Raw genomic sequence first — 25,101 nt, 5'->3', positions numbered from 1 at the left:
CGTATGGAAAAAAGAATTAAAATTTTAGGAATTATTGCACTTTCATTGGGAATAATCTCTGCTTTGCTTTGTGTGATGCCTTACGGCCTATTTCTTTCGCTACCAACCGGATTTTTAGGAATGTTAACATCAACGACCTATGTTTATTTCGACACCAAATATGGGATAAGTAAAAAGAAACTTAGCCTGGGTGTTATCGGAATTCTATTAAGCTCTATTCCAATTATCCTAGTATTGGCAATCATTATTATGAGCAAACGATAAACGCATGGATGCAAAACCTAATACCATCAGTAATTATCTTTCACTCGTAAAATTTAGTCATACTATTTTTGCTTTGCCATTTGCCATCATCGGTTACTTTTTGGCAATTACCTATACCGAAGCAACCTTCAACATCAAGCTATTTGCATTAGTTGTTTTATGTATGGTATTCGCAAGAAGCGCAGCTATGGCGTTTAACAGGTACATCGACAGAAGAATTGACGAACAAAATGCACGAACAGCGATCCGTGAAATTCCGGCTGGAATTGTAAAGCCTCAATCAGCATTAATTTTTGTGATTGCCAACTGTGTTTTATTTGTTAGCGCAACTTATTTTATTAATCCACTTTGTTTTTATTTATCACCGGTAGCACTTCTGGTTGTTTTAGGATACAGTTTAACCAAACGTTTTACAGCATTGTGCCATTTGGTTTTAGGATTGGGATTATCGCTTGCACCCATTGGCGCATACCTTGCAGTTACAGGTGAATTTAATTGGCTACCACTCTTCTTCTCCTTTGCCGTTTTATTTTGGGTAAGTGGCTTTGATATTATTTATGCCTTGCAAGACGAAGATTTTGATCGATCACAAAACTTGAAATCCATTCCGGTAATGCTTGGAAAAAAAGGCGCATTAATGCTTTCTAATATTTTGCATGTAATAAGTGTCGCATTTGTTGTATATGCCGGCATCTATGCAGAATTTGGATTCTGGTATTGGGGCGGTGCTGTTGTATATGCATTGCTATTATTCTATCAGCATACCTTGGTAAAGCCGAATGATTTATCAAAAGTAAATCTGGCCTTTTTCACCACCAACGGAATCGCAAGTGTTGTATTTGCAGCTTTTGTTCTGATTGATTTGTACGTTTAGCAATGTTCCAAAAAATAAAATCCCTCCCTTTTAAAAAATTAGTCAAATGGTCGTTTATACTAGTTGTGATCCTTATTCTATCCATTATTCTCAGTAATTATTGGATTATCAAAAGTACCAAAGCACAAATTTATTCCGACACCTCATTGATTCCTCAAAATGATGTTGCCTTGCTATTAGGAGCGAGTAAAACCTTGCGCAACGGGAGTGAAAACTTATTTTTCAAATATCGTATTGAAGCAGCTGCTAATTTATACAAAGCAGGAAAAATAAAACACATTATTGTGAGTGGCGACAATTCGAAAAAAGAATACGATGAGGCCACCGACATGCGAGAAGCATTAGTAGCATTGGGTGTACCCGACAGTTGCATTACACAAGATTATGCAGGATTCAGAACCTTGGACTCGATGGTTCGTTGTTTGAAAGTATTCGGCCAAAACAAAATCACTGTCATCTCGCAACGTTTCCATAATGAGCGAGCTGTATTTATTGGAAATTTTTATGAAATGGAAGTTGTGGCATTCAATGCCAAAGATGTACCGGATGCTTTTTCATTAAAGACCCGAACACGGGAGCATTTCGCAAAGTTTAAAGCAGTTTTGGATTTGTATTTATTGCATAAGCAACCCAAATTTTTAGGAGAGAAAATTCTGATTAAACTTTAGTCGCGACTATTAGAGAGAAATCAATCCGCTTTAATTGGCTGAATCAGCGCTATCCGCGTTCCATCAGATAATCCTTTTCAACAATCTCAAACGGTGAGAATAATCTCGTTTATCGTTGTTAAAAATCCCTTGATGATCAAAACCATCGATGCGAACTTTTCCTGAAGCGTGAATGATTTTATTATTGTCCATTACAATTCCAACATGTACAATCTTCCCTTCATCATTATCAAAAAAAGCCAAATCACCGGGCTCCGCTTCTTCCACAAAACTAAGCGTTTCGCCTTCTTCCGCTTGCTGATAGGCATCGCGTTTAATCTTTACCCCGTTGAGCTTATAGACCATCTGAGAAAAACCGGAACAATCAATACCGAATGGTGTTTTTCCACCCCATAAATACGGAGCATTCAAATACATCATCGCTGTATCAATAATTCCATTTTTAGAAAATGGTAACAGTCCGGTTACATAAGCACCATCATATGAATAAGTAGAATTTTCAATTGCACATTCGCCATTATCAAAATTTGGAAGTGTGCTACCAATTGAAACCGGAAAAAGCTGGGATAGTTTTGTATCGGAAACGATCTGAATCAACTCATTCACACAATATGCTTCAGTCGAATTTAGAATATCAAATGTAGGTTGAGCAATCGGGAGAAACTGTTTTTTGTCAATCCAACATTCGTAGGCATCGTAGGCAATTTTAATTCTACACCACGAACCTTGTACTTCCAAAAGCTCAAAGTGATCGCCAAATAGCAATTGAGTAACCATTTCGGAACGATCCGAAGGTTCTTTTCTGCAAGGGACGATGCTTAAGTTACAAATTCCGAACATACAACTAAGACTCTTAGTTTAAAACAAAAACATTGTTAAAATTGTCATTCCGACTATCGTGGAGGAATCTAATTAGACATTGACTTCAATTCATATCTAGATTTCTCCACGCTGTTCGAAATGACAACCATATAACATTTATTAAGTAATCTTAAACATTCTCAACAACAACAGCACTCGCTCCTCCACCACCATTACAAATTCCGGCAGCACCATACTTCGCTTTGTTTTGTTTTAATACATGAATTAACGTAACAATGATACGCGCTCCGGAACAACCTAAAGGATGACCCAAGGAAACAGCACCACCATTTACGTTTACTTTGCTTGCATCCAATTTCATTTTTTGCATGTTCACGATTCCAACAGTTGAAAAGGCTTCGTTTAATTCAAAATAATGAATATCACCTAATGTCAACCCTGCTTTTGAAACAGCTTTTGGAACTGCTAAAGAAGGTGCTGTGGTAAACCACTCCGGTGCATGTTCTGCATCCGCAGAACCACGAAGAATCGCGATTGGTTTCACACCTAATTTTTCCGCTTTTTCTTTGCTCATCAATACAACTGCTGCTGCTCCATCATTCATTGTAGAAGAGTTGGCCGCAGTTGCTGTTCCGTCTTTTGAAAATGCCCCTTTCAATTCAGGAATTTTATCAAAACGAACATTTTTATATTCTTCATCCTCTTTCATAATGATTGGATCGCCTTTACGTTGAGGAATTTCAACGGGAACAATTTCATCATTAAATTTTCCTGCAGCCCAAGCTGCTTGTGAACGTTTATACGATTCGATTGCAAATGCATCTTGTTCTTCGCGAGAGATGTTACATTCTTTCGCACATAAATCCGCGGCATTTCCCATCGGATAATTATGGTAAACATCCGTTAATCCGTCTTTTGCCAAACCATCAATCATTGTAACGTTACCATATTTATTCCCCCAACGCATGTTTTCAGAATAAAAAGGAACCTGACTCATATTTTCCATTCCACCGGCAACAACTACATCAGCATCACCCAACATAATACTTTGTGCGCCAATCATAATTGCTTTCATTCCGGATGCACATACCTTATTGATTGTGGTGCACTGAACGGTATTTGGTAAACCTGCAAAAATTGCAGCCTGACGTGCAGGAGCTTGTCCCAAATTCGCTTGCAAGACACTCCCCATATAAACTTCCTGTACTTCTTTTCCATCAACACCGGCTTTTGCCAATGCTCCTTTGATTGCTACTGCTCCTAATTTAGTTGCAGAAACGCCTGCTAGTGCTCCGCCAAAACTTCCCAATGGTGTTCGAACTGCAGAGATAATGTATACTTCTTTCATAATTGATTTATTGATTTTAGTCCCGATAGCAATCGAGATAGAGATTTATAATAGAGGCAAATTTAAGCATTATTCGGGCTTTTAACAAATTGTTAAACTCAAATTGATATGCACTGCATAAGGCTTAAAGACCTTTGTTTTAAAGGGACAGTTAAAAAACAATCGTTTTTTAACCGTTTTATTGGTGTCATCCACACGCGCATGGCTGTAGACAGGTTCCACCTACCATTGTGAATAAACCTGTGCACAAACTTGCCACTACGTCCTCTTAAAAATCCTCATTAATTGGTTATTTTCGTACTGACAATTAAAATCATGAAAAAATTTATCTCTTTCATCCGCCATTCTCATCCTGAAATATACAAAGGCATTCTTTTTTGTATTGCGGTTGCTGCTATCGTATTCATTTTCCCCAAGCAAGGAAAATTTAAGTATGAATTTCAAAACTTAAAAGGCAAACCTTGGTTACATGAAGATTTAATTGCACCGTTCGATTTTGCTATAAAAAAATCAGCGGATGAACTACAAAAAGAAAAATCTGAAATTCTTGCCAACGCTAAGCCTTACTTCAAATTCGACAAGTCAATTGTGGAAGCAAAAAAGAAACAACTAAAATTTGAAATTGAAAAAACCTGGGATACCAAAAAAAACAAAACAATCCAAACAAAAGCGTTGGCGATTGGCGAACAAATTTTAGATTCTATCTATAAAAAAGGAATACTTGAACCAAATGCTGTTATCGACAATAAATCTTCTGATTTCTCCATTTATGTAATTGACAACAACATTGCTGAAGAGCATGAATTGCGCGATTTCTACACAATTACTTCTGCCTTTGAATACCAACAGGCGCAACTGGCAAACAACAACGATTCCAAACAACTGTTACCAATTCTTGAAAACTGTATTGCTCATACCATCTTCTACGACAAAGGAACATCTGATAAAATATTAAAACAAAGCATTGATGATATTTCGCCTTCGCGAGATAAAATACTAAAAGAACAAAGTATTATTTCAAAAGGTGAAATTATTGATGCGCATAAATTTCAAATTTTGGAATCTTTAAAATCAGAGTATGAAGGACAGAGTGGCAACTCTAGCAGTTACCTATTTATTTTATTAGGACAAGTAATGATTGTAACTTCTTGCTTATTTGTTTTAATTGCCTTTTTGGGCTTTTTCAGAAAAGATATTTTCTTAGACAATGCAAAAATTACATTCATTTTGATATTGGTCTTCTTACAAGTTTTGATGGCTCACTTCTCAAATGGCTCACAGTCGTTCAGCATTTACCTATTACCTTTTTGTATTTTACCCATAATTGTTCGTGCATTTTATGATACCCGAATCGCGCTTTTTACGCACTTGGTCACAGTACTGATTGTTTCGTTTATGGCACCCGACCGCTTTGAATTTACTTTCATTCAATTACTAGGAGGCATGGTTGCAATTTTTAGTATTGTAAATATGCGCAACCGTTCGCAAATATTCATTTCATCCGGATTTATATTTTTAACCTACAGCATTGCATTCGTTGGCATCACGATTATTCAAGAAGGAGGCAGCGATGCCATTTTATTGGAAGATTTCGCTTGGTTTGGAATTAGCGCATTGCTTACCTTATTTTCTTATCCGCTTATTTTTGTTTTCGAAAAATTATTTGGATTCATTTCCGATGTGTCACTTCTGGAATTATCCGATACTAATGGAAAACTATTACGTGAATTAGCATCTCGTGCTCCGGGAACCTTCCAGCACTCCTTGCAAGTTGCCAATCTTGCGGAAGAAGCTATCTATACAATTGGTGGCAACACTTTACTTGTTAGAACAGGAGCCTTGTACCACGATATCGGTAAAATGGAAATGCCGATGTATTTTATCGAGAACCAAGCTAACGGGATTAATCCACATGATGAAATGAGCTTTGACGAAAGTGCAGCGATGATTATTTCCCACGTCATTAAAGGAATTGAGATTGCAAAACGCAACAACCTTCCTGAACAAATCATCGACTTTATCCGCACACACCATGGAACAAGTATTACGGGTTACTTTTATCGTTCGTTTCAAAATGCATTCCCCGAAGAACAAATTGACGAATCCAAATTTCACTATCCTGGGCCGATTCCATTTTCAAAAGAAACTGCAGTATTAATGATGGCAGATTCGGTAGAAGCTGCCTCTCGTAGTTTAAAAAAGTATGATGCCGAAAGCATCGACAATTTAGTAGAGCGAATTATCAACACACAAATTGAGCAAAATCAATACGCCAATGCCGATATCACGTTTAAAGATATCAATACACTTAAAAAGATTTTTAAGAAAAAATTAATGAATGTGTATCACGTAAGAGTAGAGTATCCCCGATAATCACTTTTCAACACTTCCAAATTTCATTTCCACAAAAAGTGTGAATCTTGCAAGTTTACAACATTGTTTTGCAACACATTGATATTTTCTTCTTACCAACTTTGTTCTATAATAATTTACACAAAATATAGACTTAGATGGAACCTATTCACCTAGACCGTAACGCACTGAACAACCCTGATAAAAAGAAAGAAATCAGTGAATCAGAACAAGAGGGTTCCCTATTAACCATTGAGAAACCTCAAGACAAGCAAACTAAAATCAAATTAAAAACTGAAAAAGAAATAGAACAGTTGGATGCGGATCAAGAAACAACAAAAAAGAACAATGATTTACGAATCTCTTTCAGCTTCTTTTCGAACATACAACAAAATAAGACGAATTACATTTACTAAAAAAAACGACCATGGAACCAATACACCCAATAGGAAAAGATATTAGTATTACGTTAAACGGAATGACAACGTGTTATGATGATTTTGGCACTGGTGAAATCCCAATCATTTTTATTCATGGATTCCCATTTGATAAATCGATGTGGGATGTGCAGATGGAGCAGTTAAAAAAAACAAACCGAGTGATTGCTTATGACATTCGAGGATACGGAAAATCAAGCGCAGGTGAAGACGAACAAAGTATCCGGTTGTTTGCTGACGATTTATTAAATTTCATGGACGCCTTGTTCATAGAAAAAGCGATTGTTTGCGGTTTCTCAATGGGGGGCTACACCTTGTTAAGTGCTACATCTCGCTATGCAAAAAGATTTGAAGCTTTAATTTTATGCGACACACAGTGCATTGCAGACTCAACCGAATTAAAAGAAAAACGAAATGAAGTTATTTCACAAGTAAAATCGGGAAAAATAAATGAATTCACTGAAACATTCCTTGGTTCTGTTTTTTGTCCGGAATCAATCCAACTAAAACCTGAAATCGTAGAAAAAGCAAGAGCCATTATCCTCAACACCTCTCCATTTACAATTGCAGGAGGATTGGCCGCCATTTCTCAACGATGGGAAACCTTCACTACTTTATGTGAAATCAATGTGCCAACGTTAATTTTAAGTGGTAGAAACGATGCAATTACCCCAGTTGAACAAGCTGAATTCATGCATAAAAATATTGAAAATGCCAAACTCTATATTATTGAAAATGCCGGGCATATGTCCAACTTAGAACAACCAGAACAGTTCAATAAATATCTCGATCATTTTATTAAGAGCTTAGTAAAAGAGGAAATGTTGGTTGTATAGCTTACAAACGATAGGGGCTAAACATTACTAAGAAGTGATTGTAAAAACTAACCAGCAATCTCCTTTAATGCTTTAATAAAAACAGTCAATTCCGCGGTTGTTGTATAAACATGTGGCGTGACCCTCACACCACGAACATTTGCCGAATCAATCGCAACGGTCCAGATTTTATATTTATCGAATAACGTTTTTGCTAATTCAGCAGGTTTGATGCCTTCGATTCCAACGTTGGCGATTCCACAATGTCTGGAAGGATCCGTTGGCGTATTCAGATATACTTTTTTTATATCCGTTACCTTTGAAGTCCAGAATGTTTGCAAATAACGCAATCGTTCTTCCTTTCTTTTTATACCAATCATTTGATGGTAATCAATTGCATGATGAATCGCGATATCTGTTGCAACCGGATGTGTACCGGTATGATTCAACTTTTTTATATCCGTTTCCGGAAAACCATATTCACCATAAATCGGCCAGATTGTTTTTATTTTATCTTTTCGCACATACAATATTCCGGCTCCCATGGGAGTACCTAACCATTTATGCAAACTGCTGCCATAATAGTCGCAACCAAGTTCCGAAATTTTAAAATCAAAATGCGCCACCGCATGCGCACCATCTACCATCACTTCTACACCTTTACGATGTGCCATCTCAGAGATTTTTTTTATTGGTAGAATTTGGCCGGTAATATTAATCATGTGACAAACCATGAGTAATCGAGTTTTAGAAGTGATTGCATTTTCATACAATGCAACAATTTCTTCATCTGACTTCGGGTGCAATGGAACGGATACTATTTTATTGACAATCCCGTATCGCTTGCTTTGTTGTTTGAACATATCGAGCATACTTCCATAATCTTGCTCCGCCATCACTGCTTCATCTCCTGCTTTCCATTCTATTCCGGAAATAATAGTATCCAGCGATTCTGTTGTATTTCGTGTAATAATCAATTCTTCTGAGGAGCAGCCCAATACTTCTGCCAAACGATCGGTTACTTTTTGTTTATTTTCATACTGAACCGTACGCATATAATAAGAAGCCTCTGTATTAATTGTTCGAATATCGTTTAGGTATTTATCTAGAACAGGTTGAGCCATCATACTGAAATAGCCGTTCTCTAAATTTATATAATCAGGCTTCAGTTTATAATCATTGCGAACTTGCAACCAAAAATCATCGGGCGTATTACTCATCAGTCCTTCAGGAAGTTCATCCAATATACTTTTTGCCTTTGCTGTAAACGGAATCGTTGAAAACAAGAGCATCGACTTAATAAAATTTCTTTTGTTCAGCATGGACATATTTTTAAAATGCATATTAAATATACTGCAATAAATTATTTTTTCAAACTTTCGAGCAACGCATCTAAATGATTTGATGAACAATAGCATCCTACTAAATGACATTGACCAACGGAAGCCAAATCAAACAAGAGTATGGGTGAATGAACCAACTTCTTTTCAAAATTTTCTTTCAAGTCTGTTACACATCCTTTGTGATTACAGCCTAATGTTGTATTCAAGTGTTTATAAGGCCCGGGACCAAACCAACCTACCTTTTTTCGAAGTACAAAATCGTGTTCATTGTAACCAATCATTAGCCTATAGTTATCCTTGCTTTTAAAATCAAAATCCGTTCTCCGATTGTAGTAATTTTTTAATACTTCGTCTACAGAAAGCGCTGGAGCAATTAAACAAATATTAATCAGGGTGTTAACAGGTGTAGGACTTGTACTTTCACTAAAATCAAACAACGCATGCAACGCCACTTTTGCGCCTAAGCTATGTGTGATAATGTTAACGGTATCGAATTGTAAATTATAAATTACCTTTCTCAAGGTGTGTCCGACAGGAAGTGAATTTTTTTCAGCTTCTTTGAGAAGATCAAACAAAGCATTATTATTCTTTCTATTCGTTGAAAAACAACAATCATACATGGCATCCCAATACACCTCAACAAAAATTGTTTTTAAACTTTTGCCGACTTTCTCTTCCAATATTTCATAATCTCTTGGAGAAGTGCGATCATTATTACTTTTCAAAAATGGTTTCCGATAGCCATGAATAAGAAAGCTAACGGAACCACAATCAGCTTTTTTAGAACCAATGAGTCGCTTCGTAAAAGCAAGTATAGAATCATTTAATACGTTTACATTTTCACGGGTAAACGTTTCAAATTGACAGCCATACTGCTTAGAGATTGTTAGGAATGCACTTGGATGTTTTGCATACCAATTTAATAAGGATGCATTACAACTATCTAACGAGGTATTTGAAATAAAACAATCTGGATACAAAAAACCATCCTTATCAAGATAGATAGCAAACGCCTCATGCTTTACCTCTCTTTCACCAAAAAGAACATGTGTAGATTGCCCTGAAACAGAGAAAAAAGACAATAAAAATAAAAATGATAAATATACTCTCATTGATTAAAAAAAAGACTGTCAAAAATGACAGTCTCAAAAATAGAATTAATAGTTCAGTTTATTTTTTAACAACCTTATGAGTAACCATTTGATTATTAGAATTTACTTTGATAAAATACAGGCCTTTTTCTTCAGGCAAAATAATGGTTGTTTGCAAAGCTGATATTTGCATATTTGAAACAACTTGGCCCAAAGCATTTAACACCTCAACCTTTGTTGTTTCGTTAATTTTTTCAAAACTCAGAGTAACATTGTCATTCGTTGGATTAGGAAACAACTTAATTTCATTATTGAAATCATTACCTATGATACCAACTGTACCGGAAGTGTACTCTCCTGTAATAATAACATTATCAACTAACCAGGTATCAGTAGAAGAACTTGATCTGCAAGTAATACTAATTTGAACTTGAGTGACAGTTCCTGGGAAAACGATTTCGCAATTGCTATACCCTAGAGTCGTTTGTAAACCACTTGTGATTGGTTGAAACAACGCTTCTGTGGTTGGCAGATAATATACTTTTGCTACACCGGTAGCTGCATACTCCCAAAAACTATTGTTTGCGATTGCACCTCTTATTCTCAATCGCCCGCTAAAGGTTGTTCCACCATCAACACTATATTGCATTAAAACATAATCCAAATCATCCGGACCACCTGTACTACCTGATAAATTCATTGCGGCTAAATTAAAATGAACTCGAACGCTGTCGTATCCGGAAGCAACAGGAACATTGCTAAAATCAAGTACTAATCCTCCGCTATTGGTTGTTGTTTCCCAAGCTCTTGAGGCACCAATACCAATCGGACTGCTAGGTGGAGCCGCAGTAGGTATGCTGGTGCCTGAATTATAAATCACAGGACCTGTAAAACTCCAAGTAGGCGTTGCAGGTGTAATTTCAAAATCTTGAATTGCTAACGTATCAATTGTTAATTGTGCTTTCAGATTTAAGGAGCAAAAAGATAATAAGATGCAAACGAATAATGTTAAGTTTTTTTTCATGGAAAGTAGTTTTAGATAAGTAAATAAAAATTCGAAAAAATTAAACTAAAAAAGAAAAAAATCGCCTCAAATCTAATAAGAAATGAGGCGAATCAAAATTTAAACCTATGATTACTCTAGTTTTTGCAACCAAGTATCCGGATATTCTGTTTTAAACTTCAGCTGTTCAGCTTCAGCATCGGTTTGTTTGTCAAATTTATTTACAAATACATAATACACTTTCGTTTTATGATTTTGAACGATTTGAGTGTTATTGTATCCTTTAATAATGTTTGCATCTCTGAATTTATTTGCATTGTCTTTACTGCTAAAAGTACCAATCACAACATAAAAGCCTGCACTCATGCTCATTCCGTTATCATCAACGAAATCACTACTATTTCCTGTACGCATTAAGTTTTCTGTTAAACTTTCTGTAGGTTTTGTTGCTGTTGCACCTTCACCGGATTGCAATTTCGCAATAGCCTCTTTCAATCGTTGAATCTCAGCTTCGCTGGTATCTGATTTTGCTTTTAACTTCGCAATCATTTCATCCACTACAGCATCTTTTGTATCCTCTTTTATCACCTCATCACTTTTTGAACCACCACCAAAGGTGTAACTCAATAAAAATTCGGAAGTATTACCGGTGTATGCTTTCACTTTACTAATTCCTAAATCATACGCATAACCTACAGCGATGTTCTTATAACGCAAACCTGCACTCATTGCTATTGCATTGTTACTGTGGTAGGTTACTCCTACCCAACCAATTTTTTTCCAGTCCAATACGATATTTCCATCATACTGAAAAACAGATCCTGTAGCGTAACGCACCATTACTAACGGATACACGGATATTTCTTTTTCCTTCGATACATCAAATGAATACTTAATTGATCCTTGGTAATGACGAGCAAAAGTATAATAACTGCTACCATCATCTATTTTTTTGTATTTCATGGTGTTTCCTAAAATTTGTGGAGCACAAACACCAATTTCTAATTTTTTCCAAGTGTATGCTAATCCGAAATCAGCAGAAAAAGCGGCTTTGCTTTGAGCTTCTGTATACAAAAACGGATCATCACCATCACGAACCACAGCTTTTGAAAAATCGATTTTATTATTGATTACTCCTAAGGCCACACCAAAAAACAAATTGTGATCTTCTTTTAATTTCAATTTATAAGAGTAGTTTGCAAAAGCGCCAACACGACTGGTAATATCAGTCACATCAGAATACAGGTTTAATCCTAAACCGATGTTTTTTGCTTCAATAGGACCATCTAACGTTAAATAGCTGGTTTGCGGTGCACCGGTAATTCCTGTCCATTGTGAACGGTGTGTTAAAAATGCATTTACGCGTTCGTGATTCCCTGTAAAAGCAGGATTGGTCACAAATGGATTTGCATAGTACTGACTGCTAAATGGAACTTGCTGAGCAATGGTTGTTCCTGTTACTAAAATAAGAGCAGATGATATAATTAAATTCCTCATAGGATATAATTTTAAATGTTGTTTGTTTCTTTTACCTGATTAGATTTATTTAGAGCCTTCTTTTAAAATGGTGATGGCCCCTTTTAATATTTTCTCATCATTAGCGAATTGAATTACATAATAATAAGTTCCATCAGGTAATCGACCACCTGTTTTAGTGGTACCATCCCAATTGTTATCATAAGCATCCGAGCTGAACACTTCTTGTCCTTCACGATTAACAACAATCACTTTGGTGTCAGGATAATTTTCAATGTTTTGAATCACCCAACGATCATTATAGCCATCGTCATTCGGAGTCATCAAATTCGAAATGGTTACGTTATAATCCATCACAACAGTAATGGTCATTGTATCTACATCCATACAACCATTGGCATCGGTTCCGGTTAATGTATACATGGTAGTAACAAGTGGTGCTGCTGTTGGATTAGAAATAGATGCATTGGTTAATCCTGTATTTGGGAACCAGAACCAAGTAATTACACCTGAACCGGAACCTTCTAAATCAACCGTATTTCCTAAACTTAATTCAACATCTGCACCTGCAGATACGGAAGGTGAAGGATAAACGATTGTAGTTACAGAATCCATATTCATACAACCGGTAACGGAATCGGTAATGGTAAGAACAAATGTTCCGGCAGTAGAAACCGAAAGACTTTGAACGGTATCGGTAGTACTCCATAAATAATCAAATGCTCCTGCAACTGCACTCAAGGTCAAGGTATCTCCTGCACAGAATCCTAATGGTCCGCTCGCTGATATAGTAGCAGATGGCAACGCATTTACCACAACATTCACAGAAACGGTATCTAAACATCCTTGATTAGAAGTTAACATTAAACTTACAGTAAATGTTCCTGCTGCACCGTAAGTATGTGTTGGACTTGGCGCTAATGAATTGTTTCCATCACCAAAATCCCATTGATTAAATTGAATAAATCCAGAAGGAATTGTGGATGTGTTTGTAAATGTTGTTGCATTACCATAACAAACTGTATCGGCTGTAAATGCTCCAACAGGCTTTGGATAAACAATCACCATTGCTGGTGCAGAAGTGTCTGCGGTACACATATTACTTTGTACGATAATGCGGTACCAAGTTGTATCCACTAAATTTAAATAGGTTTGAGTTGTTGTTGTATTTGCTAAACTTACCCAAGTAGCTCCTCCATCAACAGAAGATTCCCAATCAACAACCGAACCTACCGTTCCTGTTGCTGTTAATGTTCCAGAATTTGCACCTTCGCATCCTGAAGCAGCACCAGTGATTGTACCTGCAACAGATGCAGCATCAACAGTGATCGTGTCAATATTAGAAATCGTACCTAAACAAACACCACTATTAACAAAAGCTCTGTAATAAGTAGTTGTCATTAAATTTAAATACGACTGTGTATTCGTTGTATTTGAAAGAGCAAACCAAGTAACACCATCGGTTGTTGTTTCCCAATTGATAATGGTTCCAACATAACCTGTTAAAGTTAACGTTCCGGAGTTTACGCCTGCACACACTGTATCATTCGCAACAAGATTTCCTCCAATTGGCGGACTATCAACAATGATAGTCGCAGTTAAGGAGGTATCGCTTGAACAAACGCCACTTACAACGATTGCACGATACATAGTTGTAGACAATAAATTCAAATAGTTTTCTGCGGCAGTCGTATTCGCAATTGGAGTCCAAGTAACACCACCATCAACAGAAGATTCCCACATTGTAACACTTCCTACATATCCAAACAAGTTTAATGTACCGGAGTTTGCTCCGCCACATACTGTTGTGCTTCCAGAAATGGTACCTCCCACAGAAACAGGATTAACAGTTAAAGTAGCAACACCAGAGTTCACAGATGAACAAGCTCCATTTTGAACAACCGCTCTATATACAGTTGTAATAATAATGTTTGAATAAATATACATTGGAGTGGTATTGCTAATCGAAATCCAGTTGATACCGCCATCCGTTGAATACTCCCAGCGCACTACGTTACCTGTATGGCCTGTTAAAAATAATGTATCTCCATTGTTACCGTAACAAACATTAGCACTCGCTGTAACAGATCCTCCAACAGAAGGAACATCAATTGTAATTGTATCAATACTTGACAATGCAGAAGGACAAGCACCGCTTGTTACATTCGCTTGATAGTAAGTAGTTGAAGAGATGTTTAAATACGACTGAGAAGTTGTTGTGTTTGCGATGGTTGTCCAGGTGATACCATCGGTAGAGGATTGCCAGTTAGAAACGGTTCCGATATTACCGGACAAGGTAATGGTTCCACTATTGGATCCACTACAAACCGTATCATTCATTGTTGTTGTTCCTCCAACAGAAATAGGACTTACTGTAATTGTAACCGTTCCTGAATTCGTTGCTGCACAAGCACCACTCTTTACATTTGCACGATAAATCGTTGTTGCTGTCAAATTCAAATATGATTGTGTGTTTGTGATGTTTGCAATGGTTGTATATGTTGCTCCACCATCTGTGGAAAATTCCCAATATTGAACAGTACCGGTATTACCGGCTAAAGTAAGTGTTCCGCTATTTGCTCCGGAGCATACTGTAGCAGCAGAAGAAATTGTTCCTCCAACTGAAACTGGATTCACTACGATAGAATCAATTGAAGAATAGGTTCCTGTACAACCGGCACTGGTAACAAATGCTCTAAACCAACGTGTAGCCGTTAAGTTTAAATACGATTGCGTTGTTGTTGTATTGGTAATGTTTGTCCAACTCACACCAGCGTTGGTTGAAAATTCCCAACGAGTAACACTACCCGTATGACCTGCCAAGGTTAAGTTACCACTGTTTGTACCACTACATACGGTGGTTCCACCGGAAACCGTTCCACCAACTGATGGAGGATTAACAGTAATGGTAGCTGCAGGAGAAAACAACGCCACACAAGATCCGCTTTGCACTTGCAAGCGATAACGAGTTGTTTGGGTTAAATTTAAATAGGATTGAGATGCGGTTGTATTTGCGATATCCGTCCAAGTAGAACCACCATCTATAGAGAATTGCCATTTTAAGATGGATCCTACTCGCCCGCCACCGGAATTAACAACTCCGGAATTGGCACCACTACAAACTGTTGTAGAACCTGTAACCGTTCCTGCTACCGTAGATGGGTCGATGGTCATGATGGCTTCAGAAGAAACGGTTGAAGCACAAACACCATTTTGAACCTGCGCTCTGTATCTTGTTGGCACAGTTAAATTCAAATAACTTTGAGTTGTCCCAGTGTTGGAAATACTAATCCAAGTGGTACCACCATCTATTGAATATTCCCAGTTCAAAACCGAACCAGTATGACCAGAAAGGGTTAAACTTCCAGAGTTCGCCCCGTTACAAACATTGGTTCCTCCGGCAACGGTTCCGCCAACTGACAAAGCAGTAGAAGTAACAGTATAACCGGTAAATGCATCATTGGTTGTATTGATGTCGGTTCCTAAAGTTGAAAATGCCGTAAATGTATACGTTGCCGGCAATGATAAATCAGCAGGAACAGTAAATGTATAAGATACAGTAGTGTTCGAAGCGAAAGAAGCGAAACTCACCCCTAAATCTGTTACTGGCGCACCAGCATCAATTGTATAAGACAAATCAAATGGCACACCACTTAAATCTGTCAAACCCACATTTCGAACGCTGATGGTTACGCTTGAGGTAGCGCTTAATGAACAACCTGATACAGGTGCAGTTATCGCGATAACGCTAACATCCTGTGCTAATGCAATTTTACCAATAAGTAGAAGGGAAAAGAGCGTAAAGATTTTTCTCATAGAGTAGAATTAATTGAATAGATAGTTTAGTTTTTATTAAAAACACCGAGACGTTTTACGAATAGGCGCTTTTAAGGTTACGAATATATAAAAATTTACATACAAACGCTAAGGCGTACTCAATGAAACGGGAATCACTTTCCCATTCATTATTTTATGTGCATTTAACACAAAATCAGATACATACAAAGACATTTCACTGGCCGAAACAGGGGCTTTGTACCCAGGAAATGCTTCACTCAACATTTCTGTTTGAACAGCCCCCAACGCCAAACAATTGAAAGCGATATTCCTATCCTTGAATTCCTCTGCCAAACACTCTGTCAAACATACCAGCGCTGCTTTACTTGAACTATAGGCCGACAAACCCGCAAACTTCGCACTACCCTGAAAACCACCCATACTGCTGATATTTACAATGTGAGACTTTTGTTTTTCCTCCATCATTGGCAAAACACCTTGTATTAGGCGGATGACAGAAAATACATTTACATTGAAAACATAGTCTAACTCCGACTTCGAAATCTCTGAAAATGGCTTATTAATAATTGCACCGGCATTATTTACCAAAGCATCGATTGAGGAGGTATGCTTTTTTAAATTATTAAGCAGACTTACTATTGACATTTCCTTACTTAAATCACACTCGATTGTAATCACATTCTTGTTTTCACACTCGCTTTTAAGGCGCTCAAGCAACTTCCCATCTCTCGATACTGCAAAAATGGTATGTGTCGAATTGGTACTTAAGTTCTTAACCAACTCATAACCAATCCCCCGACTTGCTCCTGTTACAACAATTTTCATTTTTAAACGTATTAATTATAGTAGCCAAAGAAACGCAATTTTTTTGTAACTTTATGCACCAACAATATGCGCAAACTCATTTTCTATATCAGTTTTTCTTTTTTTTGCTTTGGATTTCTAAACTCCATTGCTCAGGATAGTGCAATGATTCGAAAACGGCCTGTCAAAAAAAACTTCAAAGACAATATTTTTGTGGGAGGAAATGTGGGCTTACAATTTGGAACCGTCACTTTTGTAGACGTATCTCCACTTGTTGGTTATAAATTTACAGAGAAAATTTCAGCAGGCATTGGAGCAACCTACCAATATTATCGTTACCGCGATAAGTACTACGACTTTGAAACGAATGTTTATGGTGGTAGAGTATTCGCAAGATACAACTTCACCGATTACCTTTTCGGACACGCAGAATATGAATACTTAAACTTAGAAGCGTTTGATTTTTACAGAAGAAGAGTAGATGTTGGAAGTTTAATGGCTGGTGCTGGTTACATCCAGCGTATCAGTGATCGGTCAGGGATCGTTGCAATGGTTTTATATAATTTCACCGAATCGGCTTATACGCCTTATCAAAATCCAATTTTTAGAGTTGGATTTGTTGTTGGATTATAAAAAAAGGGCTATTCGAAAATCGGCAATACCCGCTGATTCGGATCCACATTAAAACTTTGAATCGCCATCACTCTCCAACGCTGCGCAGCCTCTGCATTCAGAATATCCAATACAGGATATTCATCTTTTAAAACAACTGCATCTTTTAAATCCATATTCTTTTCATCAATAAAATCCGGATGGGATTGAATTGCACCTGTTGATGCATAAAATAAAATATTACGTTGATCAGGATTGGGATCGGTTGTTAATGCTTTAACATTAAATCCGGCTGCTTGAAATGTTTTATAAACCGAACGCATCGACTTACCAATACTCCCTTCAAAATAACCCAAACTATTTACAAATATAATTCCATCAGGATTTAACATTTCTTTTAAAGCAGTTAAAGACTCAATTGTAAATACATGGTTCGGTGGATCTTCTCCTTTGAACATATCCAACACAATAATATCGTATTTTTTTTTGCAGTTTCTTATAAAATGTCTGCCATCATCCACCTTGATGTTTACTTTCGGACTCAAATAAAAATACTCTCTAGCAACATCTGCAATGCGTTGATCAAGTTCACAAACATCCACATCAAATCCTTTTTCGATTAATTTCTTAGCAACACTCCCACCACCTAAACCGATTAACAAAGATTTAGAGGCTTTCGGAAATGAATCTACATAATCAGAGATACGATACACATAGGTGAAATATTTTTCTTCACCATTTGTTTCATCCGCCAATGAATCATACATCGTTTGTGAAACACGGTTAACAAATAGCCAACGACTGTAACCATCCAAAACAGTATCTTTATTGTAATGCGGATAATCTAAAACAGCAACCTGCCCGAGCAAGCCTTCTTCTGCATATACACGTTTAATATTCGATGAAAAACTTTGAGACGCTATCGAAATAGCCCAAACACACAGCAAAAAAAAACCTGCTGCTTTAGCAATTTGTTTTTGTTTGATAATAACAAAAAGTGGAATAATTCCTAATACAATACCCGTTAGTATCGCGGGCAATGTTAAACCGAAATTTGGAATAATATAAAATCCAAACGTAAACGTTGCAAGAATACCACCTACAGTAGAGACCGCATAAATGGCACCGGCAGCCCTTCCGGATTGCTCTACATCAACTGTAATTGCACGAATAATTAATGGAGATACCATTCCCATCATAAAAACGGGTGGAAATAAAATACAAGAAGCAGAAACAATTACAGAAGGAATTAAACTATGTGAACCAACAACCCACAGAATCATTTTTGAAGAGAACGGCATCAAAACCGTAAATGCGGCAGCGGCTAATAAAACATAAAATAAAGTAAGCGGATTTTTACTTTTGTAGGAAACGATTCCACCGGCATAATACCCAACAGCCAAACCGCCTAAAGTAATGGCTAAAACACTTGCCCATACATACAACGAGGAGCCAAAATATGGGGCCAACATTTTTGCACCTAGTAATTCGGCCGCCATTACAGAACCACCTTCAATAAATGAAAGCAAAAAATAAAAATTCTTGTTTTTGAAAATTTGCATACAGAGCAAAGATAGAGAAAAAAAGGTACAGAGAAATGGAACAAATTTATTCCTCAAACGGAGTATAGGAAAAGTAAACAGTAACGGTACCTACCACATCTACATTTTTTTTGTTGGGTTTAATCACCACCTCGCCTCTGTATTTATCCTTTTTAGGAAGAATAATATAACCCGGAATCCATCTATCAATTTGTTTTAAAAACTTCAAACAATTTAAATGCAAATTATTTAATTCATACGTACCCGTTTTATTATCATAAGTAGCAGGTACACCTTTTACCATCATGGTCGGACTTTTATCTTTAATATACACTTTGCCGTTCTCCAATATTTTCACTTCCATCACAACCGTATCTTTCTCCTTCCCTTTCAGTTCAATTACCTTTTTGCTAAAGCAATCATTAAAATATTTATTGTAATTAAAAGGATAAGCATATCCTTCTACAATAGGAAATGGCTGGTATTTATCCACACTTTCCCAAGCACCTTTTCCACCAGCAACGTTGTACATATTAAATTTGCATACCGCTTTCACATATACTTCTCCATCTTTAGCCTTTGCAATTTTTATAGTGCCGCGCACCGGGGTTGTATCCGTTTGTGCAACAGAGATACTGCAAATGAGTATAAACAATAAAAGGAAATAAGTTTTGATGCTATTAATCATAATTACACTCATATGTCCTCTCGTCCCGATAGCTATCGGGACGAAATGACACACAACAAGCATTTAGTTATATAATAAATCCATGACAATCCATTTTATTCTGGTCATCAGCGTTCCATCTAAAAATTAAAATATGCTTTCATCTCCTCTACCGTCTCAAATTTCTGATCAACTTTATTCATAACAAATTCTTTTGTCCCACCATTAATGGAATTGAACTGCTCCGGTTTCAACCAATACAATATTCCATTTTCAACAGTCCACAGCATATTTTTTGACTTCGGATTAAAAGAAAAACGCGTTACCGGGTTTTTATAATACGTAAACAATCCATTTTTTTCTTTATCCACCAAATACACATCGTAGCACATTAAATCTTTTTTCAAATCATTTTTAATCGTTGCCGTGCATAAAACACCTGTTGGATAGGCGCTTGGATTATCACAATTGAATACTCCAAAACTACTTACAGTAAACGACCGCATTACTTTTTGAGTTGTTTCCATTTGTTTAAACAAATTGGCAGCTCGTTCTTCATTCGCTTTTACAATTGCTTCTTGTTGCTTTTTAAATTCAGCAACTTTTGCCTGATAGATTTCTTCTATTCGTTCCTCCTCTGCAATGCGTTTATCAAGCGTTAGTTTGTATTTATTAAATTTTTCCTGATACGTTGCCAGTGCTGTTTCATAATTTTTACCTTCAAAAACAGGGTATACCACAAGCTCATATTTCTTCAACCCTTTCACCAACGTAAGATTGTAATTCACTCCTGCTTTGGCCCCTTCTTTCACTGTTGCTTCATCCCAAGTGACATCATACATCGCTTTATTAAAATTGGCATTTTCATCTCCAACTTCAAATAACAATCCTTTGTAAATTGACAATTCAGGAAACTCTTTCGCATCCACTTCTATATTGAATGTATATTTCCCTTTTTTTACTGGTGCTGGTTTTACAGGCTCTGAAACAGTTTTCGGTAATGCTGCAACTTGAACTTCTTTTTCTTTTTTCGCTTCTATTTTTTTAGTTTCTAAAGTTTTGTATTCTATTTTTTCTTGAATAGGCACTTGTCTTATAGTATCCTTAAAATTGCTTGAGTTATCTTTCTTTGCGACTACCTTATCTTTCCCCAAACAACTCCAATTGTTTGCGAGTGTATCCAATTTATAAAAATTGTATTGCTCCCCATCATAATCTGATGCCATTTCAAAAGCAATTTCTTTTTTAGGAGCCATGGTTAGCATTTCTCCATTTTGATATGCCAATACCTCTATCATTCCAGCCGACTCAAACTGATACTTCACTCCTGCACTATCATAGGTCATGGGAATTCCGGACACAAAAAAATCAAATGCATCGTGCAACTCTCGGTAACGCAACTCTACTTCTCCTGTTATGAGTTTTCCGTCTTTATCTGTAAATGCATTCTTAGGAATAGTGATTTTCGATCCTGTTTTATAATCCAAGTTTGCTCCTTTTTCTGCTATCACAGTATAGGTTGTATACGTCACATTTAAACCTTTGATTGGAGGAGCGATGCAAGGTTTTGCTTCTTCTGCTTTGTAGAATGCTTGCAATGCCACACTATCCATTAATTGCTCTTGATTGTTTGTATCAGACAAATCTGTCTTTGTGTTTTGATTCAACAACACAACCGTTGCAACAATTGCAATTGTTACAGCAACTACACTCGACAAAAACCAGGGTTTCTTAATCAACGGCTTGCCCCCAACACTTGCACTCTGTTTTAAAACCGAATCAAAATCCTTGCGCTTGGCAATTTCTGCTGAGCTGATTTCGGGACGGTTTAAATTTACTTTTCGTTTCATTTGTTTCTTTTTATTTCTTGTCGGTGAAAGTCGACAAGTTCTTTTATTTTTTTGTCTAATTATTTAATAATTTTCTTCAACTTCTCTAAAATCCTATACGTCTTCACTTTTGCATTGTTCTCTGTAATTTCCAAAATCTCACCTATTTCTTTAAAAGAACGCTTTTCAAAAAAGCGCATCTCGATCAATTGTAATTCATCTTCCGGAAGTTCTTGTCCGATAATTTCCACAATCTTATCATGGTATTGATCAATTTTTGTTTCTTCCATCTCCTCCATCATTCCGTAAACCCCAACCGAATCAATATTTACCGTACGTTGCTTTTGTGCGCGATAAATGTTGTTTACTTCACTGGAAGCAATTCTATAAAGCCAAGAAGCGAACGGCACTCCACGAAATTCGTATTTATGCAAGCTTTCCAACGCTTTTATAAAAACCTGCTGCATGGCATCAAACGCTTGTTCTTTGTCATCCACCCGCTGGTAGATGTATCTGAAAATCTGTTCATAATACTTATCATACAAGCTCGCAAACTTTGCCGGCTCCTTTTTAGCCGCCTCAACTAAAGCCTGTTCATTGGCTAAGTCGGTTTGTGTTGCATGATATTTTGATGTTTCAATCATATACAATCTTCTGAATTCTGAACTTATAACGTAGGTATTAAAAAAAGATACAGCCTAAAGTTGAAATTTAATCGGCAAATTGTATTGCATGATTGTTTGCTTATCGTTTTTCAACCCCGGAGTCCATTTTGGCATTATCGAAACAATCCTTAATGCTTCCTGCTCTAAACCGGGAGCACCGGGAATCCCTTCTAAAATATTTACATTTGTTATTCCACCATCGAGGTTCACCGTAAACCTTACACGTACCGTCCCTTGTATTCCTGCTTTCCTTTCTGCAGCGGGATATTTTAGATTCTTTTTAATAAATGCATTCATCTCCGATTGACCACCCGGGAACATCGGCATTTGTCCGACCTTCACATATCCGGCTAAATTGGGAGTCTTCGTTTCCGCCACGTCCACCTTCTTCACTTTTATCGTTCCTCTTTTCGTATCCTGTGCAAAACAGGAAATCGAGAACATTAAAAAAGTTATGAAGAATAGCTTTTTCATTTCAATTTAAAGTTAATGGGTAGATTAACTTGCACCTCCACATTTCTGCCATTTTGCATTCCAGGATTCCACTTAGGCATCATTTTTACAACTCTTATCGCTTCCAAATCAAGATTTACACTGCCATTTATTCCTTTTAAAAGCTTTACATCTGAAAGAGTTCCATCCACCTCAACTTTAAATGTCACCCAAACAGTAACTTGATTTCCTCCTTTTTTTTCAACTGTAGGATTCTTTATATTTTTTTGAATAAATGAATCCATTTCTTTTTGACCACCTGGGAAAGTTGGCATTTTTTCTACTATTGTAAGAGGTGCCGTTACTGAAACTAGCATTGTATCAAGACCAATATTGCTTGACGCAACCGTATCCTTATTTGCAGACTCCACCTTCTTAACTTTAATTGTACCTTTCGTATCCTGTGCAAAACAGGAAAGAGAGACTATAAAAAAGAAGAGAATGACTATTTTTTGCATTTTATTGAATTCTACTGATATAACGTAAAAGTAATTAAAAGATACCTTAAAAAGTGACTAGGTGATTAAGAAACTAGGTGACTAAGGGGTTTATTAAATCAAACTCGCTTTACATCGTCACTTAATCACCTCGTTACCCAGTCACCTACAAAAAAATTCTTACTTTTGTTCCTCTCAATTTAATACTATGATAAAAGCAAACGACCCCTCATTAAAATCCTGGATAGAAGTACAACCCAACAGCGATTTCCCTATACAAAATTTACCTTTTGGTATTTTCAAAACACAGAGTTCCAGTCCGCGTGTTGGTATCGCTATTGGCGATCAAGTGTTGGACTTAGCCATATTAAACAAGTTGGGCTTTTTAGACAAGTTAAAAATTGACAACTCCATCTTTACCAACCAATATTTGAATGATTTTATTGCATTAGGAAAATCAACAACTTCTGCTGTTCGTGAATTGGTTTCTCATTTGCTGAATGAAAACACCCCTGATTTGCGCGACAACAAAGAAGCGAGAGCAAAAGTATTTCAATATATTAGTAATGTACAAATGCTTATGCCTGTAAGAGTTGGCGACTACACCGATTTTTATTCCAGCATCGATCATGCTACCAATGTAGGAACAATGTTTCGTGACCCGAATAATGCATTGTTACCGAACTGGAAACATTTACCCGTAGGTTACCATGGAAGGGCTTCTTCTATCGTTATTTCTGGAACTGATTTTCACCGTCCTAAAGGACAAACAAAACCGGTTGAAACGGAGCCTCCTGTATTTGGACCTAGTAAATTATTGGATTTTGAATTAGAAACCGCTTTTATTATCGGCAAAGGAACACAACTTGGAGAAAGTGTAACAACTGCTGCTGCTGAAGATCATATTTTTGGAATGGTTTTGTTTAATGATTGGAGTGCGCGCGACATTCAAACATGGGAATATGTTCCACTTGGACCCTTCCTTGCGAAAAATTTTGCGTCTACCGTTTCTCCTTGGGTGGTGACCATGGACGCATTGGAACCATTCCGAGTTCCAGGGTATAAGCAAGAACCAAAAGTATTACCTTATTTAGAATATACCGGAAATAAAAACATTGACATCAACCTGGATGTTTTTATTGCACCGGAAAAAGGAGAAGAAAATTTAGTGTCGCATTCCAATTATAAATTTATGTATTGGACCATGGAGCAACAATTGGCTCACCATACCGTAAATGGTTGCAACATTAATGTTGGGGACATGATGGCCTCCGGAACAATCAGTGGCCCTACGCCAGATTCATTTGGATCTATGCTCGAAATCTCGTGGAGAGGAACCAAACCAGTGAAGATGAAAGATGGCAGCGAACGCAAATTCATTAATGATAACGACACCGTAATTATTCGTGGATATTGCGAAAAAGAAGGTATTCGCATAGGATTTGGGGAAGCGAAAGGGAAAGTTTTACCGGCAATCTAATCGAATATGAAAGCACTTTCTATTATCGGAATGGTGTTTAGCCTCTTGCTACTACTGTTAAGTTTTGCTGTGATCGATATTCATTGTTATGACCAATGGGGCTCTAGCCAACCGGGGCTCGAAATTGGATTGATTATTTTTATACTTGCCGCATTTTTCTTAGCCTTTTCAATCGTGGCTTGCGTTTTTGCCTTTAAAAAGAAGAAGGCTTAAAATTTCTTACCCTAAAAACAAAGGGATTCACCTCTATTTATCATTTTTTTTAGCCATCGACTAAACTTCA

The 25,101-nt window shown here is 36.9% G+C and carries 23 protein-coding genes; 9 read left to right on the top strand and 14 right to left on the bottom strand.

The genetic code is table 11. The features are described 5' to 3' along the window. Positions 1-3 precede the first annotated feature (3 nt). The 3 genes from IPP64_04940 to IPP64_04930 are packed head-to-tail and all read left to right on the top strand — an operon-like array spanning position 4 to position 1,806. The gene (locus IPP64_04940) at positions 4-264 is read left to right on the top strand and encodes a hypothetical protein (GenBank protein ID MBL0328764.1); all 261 of its coding nucleotides are present in this window, start codon (positions 4-6) and stop codon (positions 262-264) included. Between the two features lie 4 nt (positions 265-268). After that, positions 269-1,138, top strand: coding sequence for a UbiA family prenyltransferase (locus IPP64_04935; protein ID MBL0328763.1), 870 nt, complete (start codon positions 269-271; stop codon positions 1,136-1,138). Positions 1,139-1,140: 2 nt separating this feature from the next. Next, complete coding sequence (locus IPP64_04930) at positions 1,141-1,806, top strand: YdcF family protein (protein MBL0328762.1); 666 nt, start codon at positions 1,141-1,143, stop codon at positions 1,804-1,806. Between the two features lie 63 nt (positions 1,807-1,869). Here IPP64_04930 and IPP64_04925 read toward each other — a convergent pair whose 3' ends face one another. Beyond that, positions 1,870-2,646 (bottom strand): C40 family peptidase, encoded by a 777-nt coding sequence (locus tag IPP64_04925; protein ID MBL0328761.1) that lies wholly within the window; start codon positions 2,644-2,646, stop codon positions 1,870-1,872. A gap of 151 nt (positions 2,647-2,797) precedes the next feature. Next, on the bottom strand, positions 2,798-3,976 hold the full coding sequence (locus IPP64_04920; GenBank protein ID MBL0328760.1) for an acetyl-CoA C-acyltransferase: 1,179 nt from the start codon (positions 3,974-3,976) through the stop codon (positions 2,798-2,800). A 315-nt stretch (positions 3,977-4,291) separates the two neighbouring features. Here IPP64_04920 and IPP64_04915 point away from each other — a divergent pair, with 315 nt between their 5' ends. From IPP64_04915 to IPP64_04905, 3 genes are all read left to right on the top strand, one after another. After that, a complete protein-coding gene (locus IPP64_04915) occupies positions 4,292-6,349 on the top strand; it encodes an HDIG domain-containing protein (protein MBL0328759.1) in 2,058 nt (685 codons plus the stop codon). Between the two features lie 137 nt (positions 6,350-6,486). Beyond that, a complete protein-coding gene (locus IPP64_04910; protein ID MBL0328758.1) occupies positions 6,487-6,744 on the top strand; it encodes a hypothetical protein in 258 nt (85 codons plus the stop codon). 11 nt (positions 6,745-6,755) lie between these two features. Next, positions 6,756-7,601, top strand: coding sequence for an alpha/beta fold hydrolase (locus IPP64_04905; GenBank protein ID MBL0328757.1), 846 nt, complete (start codon positions 6,756-6,758; stop codon positions 7,599-7,601). A 47-nt stretch (positions 7,602-7,648) separates the two neighbouring features. On the opposite strand, the gene IPP64_04900 is transcribed toward IPP64_04905, so the two are convergent. From IPP64_04900 to IPP64_04875, 6 genes are all read right to left on the bottom strand, one after another. Beyond that, on the bottom strand, positions 7,649-8,908 hold the full coding sequence (locus tag IPP64_04900; GenBank protein ID MBL0328756.1) for an aminotransferase class V-fold PLP-dependent enzyme: 1,260 nt from the start codon (positions 8,906-8,908) through the stop codon (positions 7,649-7,651). A gap of 35 nt (positions 8,909-8,943) precedes the next feature. After that, positions 8,944-10,035: a hypothetical protein gene (locus IPP64_04895; GenBank protein ID MBL0328755.1), complete on the bottom strand. Its 1,092-nt coding sequence runs from the start codon at positions 10,033-10,035 to the stop codon at positions 8,944-8,946. 58 nt (positions 10,036-10,093) lie between these two features. After that, entirely contained in the window at positions 10,094-11,038 is a 945-nt protein-coding gene (locus IPP64_04890) for a T9SS type A sorting domain-containing protein (protein ID MBL0328754.1), read from the bottom strand. A gap of 111 nt (positions 11,039-11,149) precedes the next feature. Then, complete coding sequence (locus tag IPP64_04885) at positions 11,150-12,514, bottom strand: PorP/SprF family type IX secretion system membrane protein (protein ID MBL0328753.1); 1,365 nt, start codon at positions 12,512-12,514, stop codon at positions 11,150-11,152. A gap of 45 nt (positions 12,515-12,559) precedes the next feature. Further along, positions 12,560-16,309 carry a gliding motility-associated C-terminal domain-containing protein gene (locus IPP64_04880; GenBank protein ID MBL0328752.1) on the bottom strand — a complete coding sequence of 1,250 codons (3,750 nt, stop codon included), beginning with the start codon at positions 16,307-16,309 and terminating at the stop codon, positions 12,560-12,562. Between the two features lie 108 nt (positions 16,310-16,417). Further along, entirely contained in the window at positions 16,418-17,116 is a 699-nt protein-coding gene (locus tag IPP64_04875) for an SDR family oxidoreductase (GenBank protein ID MBL0328751.1), read from the bottom strand. Positions 17,117-17,182: 66 nt separating this feature from the next. Here IPP64_04875 and IPP64_04870 point away from each other — a divergent pair, with 66 nt between their 5' ends. After that, positions 17,183-17,728, top strand: coding sequence for a hypothetical protein (locus tag IPP64_04870; GenBank protein MBL0328750.1), 546 nt, complete (start codon positions 17,183-17,185; stop codon positions 17,726-17,728). An 8-nt stretch (positions 17,729-17,736) separates the two neighbouring features. Here IPP64_04870 and IPP64_04865 read toward each other — a convergent pair whose 3' ends face one another. From IPP64_04865 to IPP64_04840, 6 genes are all read right to left on the bottom strand, one after another. Next, positions 17,737-19,269 carry a fused MFS/spermidine synthase gene (locus tag IPP64_04865; protein MBL0328749.1) on the bottom strand — a complete coding sequence of 511 codons (1,533 nt, stop codon included), beginning with the start codon at positions 19,267-19,269 and terminating at the stop codon, positions 17,737-17,739. A gap of 46 nt (positions 19,270-19,315) precedes the next feature. Continuing rightward, a complete protein-coding gene (locus IPP64_04860) occupies positions 19,316-19,903 on the bottom strand; it encodes a hypothetical protein (GenBank protein ID MBL0328748.1) in 588 nt (195 codons plus the stop codon). Positions 19,904-20,055: 152 nt separating this feature from the next. Beyond that, entirely contained in the window at positions 20,056-21,765 is a 1,710-nt protein-coding gene (locus IPP64_04855; protein ID MBL0328747.1) for a hypothetical protein, read from the bottom strand. 59 nt (positions 21,766-21,824) lie between these two features. Then, positions 21,825-22,388, bottom strand: a complete 564-nt coding sequence (locus IPP64_04850; GenBank protein MBL0328746.1) for a sigma-70 family RNA polymerase sigma factor — start codon at positions 22,386-22,388, stop codon at positions 21,825-21,827. Between the two features lie 54 nt (positions 22,389-22,442). Then, positions 22,443-22,883 (bottom strand): energy transducer TonB, encoded by a 441-nt coding sequence (locus tag IPP64_04845; protein ID MBL0328745.1) that lies wholly within the window; start codon positions 22,881-22,883, stop codon positions 22,443-22,445. Then, positions 22,880-23,359 (bottom strand): energy transducer TonB, encoded by a 480-nt coding sequence (locus tag IPP64_04840; GenBank protein MBL0328744.1) that lies wholly within the window; start codon positions 23,357-23,359, stop codon positions 22,880-22,882. Before IPP64_04840 ends, IPP64_04845 begins: the two co-directional genes overlap by 4 nt. A 187-nt stretch (positions 23,360-23,546) precedes the next feature. Between IPP64_04840 and fahA the strand changes: the two genes are divergently transcribed. Further along, entirely contained in the window at positions 23,547-24,818 is a 1,272-nt protein-coding gene (gene fahA / locus IPP64_04835; protein ID MBL0328743.1) for a fumarylacetoacetase, read from the top strand. Positions 24,819-24,824: 6 nt separating this feature from the next. Further along, complete coding sequence (locus IPP64_04830) at positions 24,825-25,031, top strand: hypothetical protein (protein MBL0328742.1); 207 nt, start codon at positions 24,825-24,827, stop codon at positions 25,029-25,031. Positions 25,032-25,101: the final 70 nt, after the last annotated feature.

The organism is Bacteroidota bacterium (assembly GCA_016722565.1).
Lineage (GTDB): Bacteria > Bacteroidota > Bacteroidia > 2-12-FULL-35-15 > 2-12-FULL-35-15 > 2-12-FULL-35-15.
The sequence above is the reverse complement of the archived record's forward strand: the minus strand, read 5'-3'. Positions and strand labels throughout refer to the sequence as shown.